Source organism: Pseudomonas sp. 39004, from assembly GCF_028682155.1.
Taxonomy (GTDB): domain Bacteria; phylum Pseudomonadota; class Gammaproteobacteria; order Pseudomonadales; family Pseudomonadaceae; genus Aquipseudomonas; species Aquipseudomonas capeferrum.
In genome coordinates, this window is the sequence record NZ_JANIAG010000313.1 from 1 (window position 1) to 2,909 (window position 2,909).

Consider the following 2,909-nt stretch of genomic DNA (forward strand, 5'->3'; position numbering starts at 1 on the left):
GAGAGCCTCATGTACCCGAGAAACACTTGGTATGTCGCCTGCACCCCTGACGAAATCGCCGACAAGCCGTTGGGCCGGCAAATCTGCGGGGAAAAGATCGTGTTCTACAGAGGCCACGAGAACCGGGTGGCGGCGGTGGAAGATTTTTGCCCGCACCGCGGCGCGCCACTGTCGTTGGGCTATGTCGAAAACGGTAACCTGGTGTGTGGCTATCACGGCCTGGTGATGGGCTGCGACGGCAAGACTGTCGAGATGCCAGGCCAACGGGTCAGGGGCTTCCCCTGCAACAAGACCTTTGCCGCGGTCGAGCGCTATGGCTTCATCTGGGTCTGGCCGGGCGACCAGGCACAGGCGGACCCAAGCCTGATCCCCCATCTGGAATGGGCGGTAAACGATGACTGGGCCTATGGCGGCGGGCTGTTCCACATCGGCTGCGACTACCGCCTGATGATCGACAACCTCATGGACCTGACCCATGAAACCTACGTGCACGCCTCCAGCATCGGCCAGAAGGAAATCGATGAAGCACCGCCCGTGACCACCGTCACCGGCGATGAAGTGGTGACTGCACGGCACATGGAAAACATCATGGCACCGCCGTTCTGGCGCATGGCCCTTCGCGGCAACGGCCTGGCCGACGATGTACCGGTGGACCGCTGGCAGATCTGCCGCTTCACCCCGCCCAGCCATGTGCTGATCGAAGTCGGCGTGGCCCACGCGGGCAAAGGTGGCTATCACGCCGACGCGCAGCACAAGGCATCCAGCATCGTGGTCGACTTCATCACCCCCGAAACCGACACCTCGATCTGGTACTTCTGGGGCATGGCCCGCAACTTCGCAGCGCAGGACCAAGCGCTGACTGCAAACATCCGCGAGGGCCAGGGCAAGATCTTCAGTGAAGACCTGGAAATGCTCGAACGCCAGCAGCAGAACCTGCTCGCCTACCCCCAGCGCAACCTGCTCAAGCTCAACATCGATGCCGGTGGCGTGCAGTCGCGCAAGATCCTCGAGCGCCTGATCGCCAACGAGCGCATGCCCCAAGCCGAACTGATCGCGACCAGCGCAAGCCCAGCCTGACGAGGAACGGACATGATCGATGCCGTAGTGGTTTCCCGTAACGACGAAGCACAAGACATCTGCAGCTTCGAACTGGCCGCCGTCGATGGCAGCCTGCTGCCGCCCTTCAGCGCCGGCGCACACATCGACGTGCACCTGCCCGAAGGGCAAGTTCGCCAGTACTCGCTGTGCAACCACCCCGAAGAACGCCACCGCTACCTGATCGGCGTGCTCAAAGACCCGGCCTCACGCGGCGGTTCGCGCAGCTTGCACGAGCAGATCCACAACGGCGCCCGCCTGCGTATCAGCGCACCGCGCAACCTGTTCCCACTGGCCCAGGGCGCCCGCCGCAGCCTGTTGTTCGCAGGCGGTATCGGCATCACCCCAATCCTGTGCATGGCTGAGCAGCTGGCCGCCAGCGGCGCGGATTTCGAACTGCATTACTGCGCCCGCTCCAGCGATCGCGCAGCCTTCGTCGAGCGAATGCGCGGCGCCGCCTTTGCCGATCGCCTGTTCGTGCATTTCGACGAGCAACCCGAGACCGTGCTGGACATCGCCCAGGTGTTGGCCAACCCGCAAGCCGATGTGCACCTGTATGTGTGCGGCCCGGGCGGGTTCATGCAGCACGTGCTGGAAAACGCCAAGGCGCAGGGCTGGCAGGAGGCGTGCCTGCATCGCGAATACTTTGCCGCCGCGCCGGTCGATACCCAGGGCGATGGCAGCTTCTCGGTCCAGCTGAACAGCACCGGCCAGGTGTTCGAAGTGCCCGCCGACCAGAGCGTGGTGCACGTGCTTGAACAGCACGGCATCGCGATCGCCATGTCATGCGAGCAAGGCATCTGCGGCACCTGCCTGACACGCGTCCTGTCCGGCACGCCCGAGCATCGCGACCTGTTCCTCACGGAGCAGGAGCAGGCCCTGAACGATCAGTTCACGCCCTGCTGCTCGCGGTCGAAAACCCCGCTGCTGGTGCTTGACCTCTGAGGGGCCTCACGTCGAGGGCAGGATGACCTTCATGCGCGCGTCGGCCGTTGCCGCGCCGAAGGTCTCGGCATAACGCAAGGTGGCATTGGCGTGCTCGCGCATGATGGCTTCGGCGCGGGCACCCTGCCTGCTGACCAGGGCATCGAACACCGAATGGTGCTGCATGTGGGCGTAGTTGAAGCGCCGGTATTCACGCGCCAGGTCATGGCGGTCCACTGCCAGGGCGGTGACCGAGGCGAACGGAAGGTGGTCATTGCGCGCCAGGGCATCGGCGATCGCCGGGTTGTGGCTGGCTTCGACAATCACCTGGTGGAAGCGCATGTTGAGGTCATGGTAGGCCTGCAGGTCCTCTTCGGTGACGAAGCCTTTGCCGAACAGCTGGTCGCCTTCGACCAGGCAGCGCTGCAGCGCCTCTTGTGCTTCGGGGGACAGGCCACGCTCTGCCGCCTGGCGGGCGGCCAGGCCTTCGAGCACACCGCGAACCTCGACTGCGCCGGCGATGTCGTCTGCGCTGACCGAGCGCACCTGAAACCCACGCCCGCCAAAGCGCACCAGCAAGCCTTCCTGCTCAAGGGTGCGGAATGCCATGCGCACCGGCATGCGCGAAACACCGAAGCGTTCGGCGGTGGGGATTTCCATCAGACGCTCGCCGGCGGCCAGCTCGCCGGAGGCGATCATCTTGCGTAGCGTAACCAGCACCAATTGACCGGGCTTGCTCATCCAGGCAGTTTCCAGAGACGTGGGCGGCCATCTTAGCGTAATGGGAAAGCTTGTGGATCGCCTGGGGTGTGGCTGAGGGCGCGGAGGTGCTCGCCTTGATGCATTGGGTGGTTTTGAGATCGAGCGCCGCGCGGGCGAGATCGGAAGAG

The 2,909-nt window shown here is 64.3% G+C and carries 3 protein-coding genes; 2 read left to right on the forward strand and 1 reads right to left on the reverse strand.

Annotation, left to right across the window (positions count from 1 at the left end):
- The first annotated feature begins 9 nt into the window (after positions 1 to 9).
- Complete coding sequence (locus NP534_RS26470) at positions 10 to 1,077, forward strand: aromatic ring-hydroxylating dioxygenase subunit alpha (RefSeq protein ID WP_274100696.1); 1,068 nt, start codon at positions 10 to 12, stop codon at positions 1,075 to 1,077.
- Between the two features lie 12 nt (positions 1,078 to 1,089).
- Positions 1,090 to 2,040 (forward strand): PDR/VanB family oxidoreductase, encoded by a 951-nt coding sequence (locus NP534_RS26475; RefSeq protein WP_274100695.1) that lies wholly within the window; start codon positions 1,090 to 1,092, stop codon positions 2,038 to 2,040.
- Positions 2,041 to 2,046: 6 nt separating this feature from the next.
- Here the strand turns inward: NP534_RS26475 and NP534_RS26480 are convergent, their stop codons facing one another.
- Complete coding sequence (locus NP534_RS26480) at positions 2,047 to 2,760, reverse strand: GntR family transcriptional regulator (protein ID WP_186661318.1); 714 nt, start codon at positions 2,758 to 2,760, stop codon at positions 2,047 to 2,049.
- Between the last annotated feature and the right edge of the window lie 149 nt (positions 2,761 to 2,909).